Below are 4,181 nucleotides of genomic sequence, written 5' to 3'. Positions count from 1 at the left end.
CCATAAGACCGGTACTGTATTAGCGACAAATGTTTTAAAAGAGATAAGTGACTTTCTCGGATTGAAAATTTGTAGAGTTTACGGTTATTGTGACGAAGTTCCAGCAGGATATGATGTAGTTATTTTTGAACATAGTTTAGTGGGTAGTAATATTCTAACTTCGAGTTTTAGAGGTGTTCACATAATACGAGACCCAAGGAGTGTTTTAATTTCAGGGTATCAATACCATCGACACACAGAAGAACTTTGGTGCAACACGAAGCCACTTGTTAGCTCATCATCAGAAGATATAAAGTTTCCCTTTGTTCCATATAGTCGAGAACACGAATCGTTAGAATGGAAGAAAAGGTACTTAGATGATTTACAAGGCATGTCATATAAAGATAATCTTAAATCCTTAGAAACAGAAAAAGGGCTTGAGTTTGAATTAGATAGATATGCGTCATGGACCATAGAGGATATGGCTAATTGGAACTACGATATCGATAATGTCTTGGAAGTTAAAATGGAAGATATTCTTCAAAGTTATGACGAAGTTTTTTTAACAATATTCGACCATTTAGGCTTTGTTGGGAAACTCCGTGAAAAAGCTCAGAATATCGCTAAGTCACACGATCTTAACAGAATGAGTGACTCAGAAATAAAAGCTAACAAACATATTCACAGTAAAAATCACTCTAAGTGGGAAAGTCTGTTAGATGACGAAACTTTAGATATTTTTACAGAAAAGTACGGCGAAACTTTGAAAAAGCTTGGATATACTTAAGGCAATTGTTTTCGTTAACGTGTCGCACTTTTAGAGAGCTTTTTGTAACTGCCATTAAGTTTACATGCTGTTTGATGCGTTCGACAACCCCAAGTTGTATTACTCATTGCCTGACATCAGTTATCGCTGCGTATAAAAAATTGAAATTTTTCTCTATATTTGTCACTTCACGTATAACTTAGATAGACATAAATAATGTTGTTTGTAGTGATTGACGCAGAGGACAACTATGAATAAAACTTTAGTCTACAGAATCTTAGATCATCGGCATATTAAAAATACTTCTATGTTGGTAGAAAGGTTGATGAACGTTGTCTCTAACAGGGAATAAATTATGTAAATTACTGAAGTTGGAAAACTAACTACGCCGACATGGAAGAATTTGACGCCAAACGATTGAAAGAGCTTGATGAGGAAAATTCAGAGCTCAAGAAGATGATCGCTGACGTTAGCCTAGAATATAATGCGATTAGGAATTTTGGGGCCAAAACGTTGATGTTATCCGAAGAGCAAGAGTGCGTCAGCATTCTGGTTGATGCAGAATATATATCGTTAAGGCTTGCCTGTTTGTTGGTATTGGCGTCCGACCTTCTACCGCCCTAAACGAGACTGGCGCAAAGCAAAAGCAAGCGTTTGGCTTTGTGTCTTAAATTAGGGGAAGTGGGCACAAGTTTTTTATTGTTCATCTGCCTATCTTTTAGGTGTCCGTCCGGTAATCCCCACATTCAATTCATAAATTAGCTACGGCATGGTGTTCTCTTTACTAAGGAGAATGACCATGCAGCAACATCAACGAAGAGAAGTGCAAGACTGGCTCAATTTATTCGAGCAGCAAAAGCAAAGCGGACTCACTGCGGTAGAGTTTTGTCGTCAGCAGCAGATTAACGTTCAAACTTACTATACCCGACGTCGCGATATTCGGCTTCAACGAACAAGCAGCAAGTTTGTTCAGGTGAAACGTGAAGTCACGAAGGTTGAATCCTATACCGAGGAAATGGGTGGCAAACTTCTCTTGCAACTTGGAAATGTCCAACTTACCGTGCCAACAAATATTAACCCTCACTGGGTTGCTACTGTGATGAAGGCATTGGCCGAATGAAGATGTTCGTAGAGCCTGCCGACATTTACCTGTACATGGATATCGTCGACTTCCGCAAATCGATTAATGGCTTAATTGTCGTCGTTGAGCAGGATATGAACTTGAATCCGTTTCGCGATGCGCTGTTCGTCTTCTGCAACAAAAAGCGCGATAAGGTCAAAATACTCTATTGGGATAAAACGGGCTTCGCACTCTGGTATAAACGCCTCGAAAAACATCGCTTTAAATGGCCTGTCGATGCGAACTTAAAACAGATGCATATGAGTGAACAGCAGCTACAATGGCTGTTATCGGGCTACGATGTCGTAGGGCATCAGCCGTTGCACTACAACGCATCCGGCTTATAACCTGTGATCATAAGTAGCGATTAACGATCACGAAATAGTCTTAATAATGTAAGGTAATCAGCAGCTTAATACGGGATAATAGCGGTATGAACGAGAAAGAATACCAATCCCGCATCGCTGAACTTGAAGCGCTTCTTGAAGAGAAGAGCGCGCGGATTGCCTATTTAGAAGAACAGTTCCGTGTTGCCCAGCACAAGCAGTTCGGAAAAAGTACTGAAGGCCACCCTGGGCAAGGTGAGTTGTTTAACGAAGCGGAAGAACTGGTTGTTGAATCTGAAACAGCCGAAGAAACGATTAGCTATACCCGCAAAAAGCCCACACGTAAACCGCTACCTAAAGACCTGCCTCGTGAAGTTATCGTTCACGATATTAGCGACGAAGAAAAAATCTGTGGCTGTTGTGCGGGCGAATTACATCGCATTGGTGAAGATAAGTCAGAGAAGCTTCAGTTTATTCCTGCACAGGTTAAAGTGATAGAGCATGTTCGCCCTAAATATGCGTGCCGTACCTGTGAAAAGGACGGTATCAGCAACACGATTAAAAAAGCGCCCGTACCTCACAGCGTGATCACAAAAGGCTACGCAACGCCAAGCTTGTTAAGTCAAATCATCACCAGCAAATATCAGTATGGGTTACCGCTTTATCGACAAGAAGCGATGTTCAAACAGCACGGTATTGAATTAAGCCGTAAGACGATGGCGGACTGGATAATCCGCTGTGCTGAGTTGTTTAAACCGCTTTATGAGCAGCTTCATCAACACCTGTTAAAGCAACTTGTTATCGCGGCGGATGAAACCACACTAAAGGTTATTGAGTCTGAAAAAGCGAACAGCTATATGTGGCTGTACGCCAGTGGCGCAGACTCTCCTAACGGTAATATACCCGATGCAGAGATACTTAATATCGTGTTGTACGACTACCACAATAGTCGCGCTGGGCAATGCGCAGTAGACTTCCTTGATGGCTATAACAGCTACCTGCAAGTAGATGGCTATCAAGGCTATGAGCAAACGCAAGCCACACTCATTGGTTGTTGGGCACATGCACGCCGTAAGTTTATCGAAGCCAAAAAAGGTGCAGGAAAGAAAGGCAGTGGCAAAGCAGATTGGGCGCTCAATCACATCCAAAAGCTCTACCGCATCGAAACCCAGTTGAAAGATAAAACGGTGGAAGTGCGCTACCTTACCAGACAAGAAAAGAGCCTACCGTTGCTCAATCAGCTTCACGTATGGCTAATGAAATCAGTTCAACAAGTGTTACCGAAAACTAAATTAGGTGAAGCGATACAATACTGCTTGAACCAATGGGAAAAGCTAGCGCGTTACACGTTAGACGGCCAACTAACTATCGATAATAATCGCGCTGAACGCGCGATTAAACCGTTCGTCATCGGCAGGAAAAACTGGTTGTTTAGCCAAACCGTTACAGGTGCAAACGCCAGTGCAATGCTCTACAGCATTATCGAAACGGCAAAGGCCAACGACCTCAATGTGTTCGAGTATGTGATGGCTTGTCTTGATGAACTCAGCAAGCCTAACGTCGGTGTTGAGCAACTGCTACCATGGTTGTTTGCTAAGCGCTAGGTGGGATTACCGGACGCTTACTCTTTTAGTCTCTGCTGACTAAGTTATTAACATAGGCAGAATTATTAGGTCAGTAAGAGTTTTTGCTTTTGTAGTAACTTGGAAGCCCCTAACCCTGAAATACTTGTAAGGTTTAAAAGTCGTACTCAAGTCTTATATCTAGAATGAAAAACAAACATCATTACTCTAAGTAGCTGCCCAAAAAGCTTAAAATTGATATTTTTTTACCAACAAAAAAAACTTTCTTTTTTTGAAAAAAGCTTAGTTTCAAAGCTTTAAAACTTACAGCCAGTAATTTTCCTTTCTCTAAGTATAAGAATGAAGTGTCTAGTCTTTCATTGGATAGACATATTTTATTTTTATTGATTACTTCAGCAAAATTATCT

Annotated in this window: 5 protein-coding genes and 1 pseudogene; 5 read left to right on the top strand and 1 reads right to left on the bottom strand. The window is 41.1% G+C overall.

The window, feature by feature from the left end:
• The 5 genes and pseudogenes from KL866_RS13155 to tnpC all read left to right on the top strand — a co-directional run.
• Positions 1 to 766 (top strand): sulfotransferase domain-containing protein (locus KL866_RS13155; RefSeq protein ID WP_214995374.1); only part of this gene is annotated, 766 nt, incomplete at its 5' end.
• 291 nt (positions 767 to 1,057) lie between these two features.
• A pseudogene (locus tag KL866_RS13150) lies at positions 1,058 to 1,400 on the top strand (transposase); the annotation flags it as partial.
• Positions 1,401 to 1,544: 144 nt separating this feature from the next.
• The gene (tnpA, locus tag KL866_RS13145; protein ID WP_214995370.1) at positions 1,545 to 1,865 is read left to right on the top strand and encodes an IS66 family insertion sequence element accessory protein TnpA; all 321 of its coding nucleotides are present in this window, start codon (positions 1,545 to 1,547) and stop codon (positions 1,863 to 1,865) included.
• Positions 1,862 to 2,212, top strand: a complete 351-nt coding sequence (gene tnpB / locus KL866_RS13140) for an IS66 family insertion sequence element accessory protein TnpB (RefSeq protein WP_214995369.1) — start codon at positions 1,862 to 1,864, stop codon at positions 2,210 to 2,212. Before tnpA ends, tnpB begins: the two co-directional genes overlap by 4 nt.
• Positions 2,213 to 2,298: 86 nt before the next feature.
• On the top strand, positions 2,299 to 3,795 hold the full coding sequence (tnpC, locus tag KL866_RS13135; protein ID WP_214995367.1) for an IS66 family transposase: 1,497 nt from the start codon (positions 2,299 to 2,301) through the stop codon (positions 3,793 to 3,795).
• A 181-nt stretch (positions 3,796 to 3,976) separates the two neighbouring features.
• On the opposite strand, the gene KL866_RS13130 is transcribed toward tnpC, so the two are convergent.
• Positions 3,977 to 4,181: hypothetical protein (locus tag KL866_RS13130; protein WP_214995365.1), on the bottom strand; the 205-nt coding region annotated here is incomplete at its 5' end.

The sequence above is a fragment of the Alteromonas sp. ALT199 genome (assembly GCF_018619335.1).
GTDB lineage: Bacteria > Pseudomonadota > Gammaproteobacteria > Enterobacterales > Alteromonadaceae > Alteromonas.
Note: the sequence above shows the minus strand (reverse complement) of the source record. Positions and strands in the feature narration are given on the sequence as shown.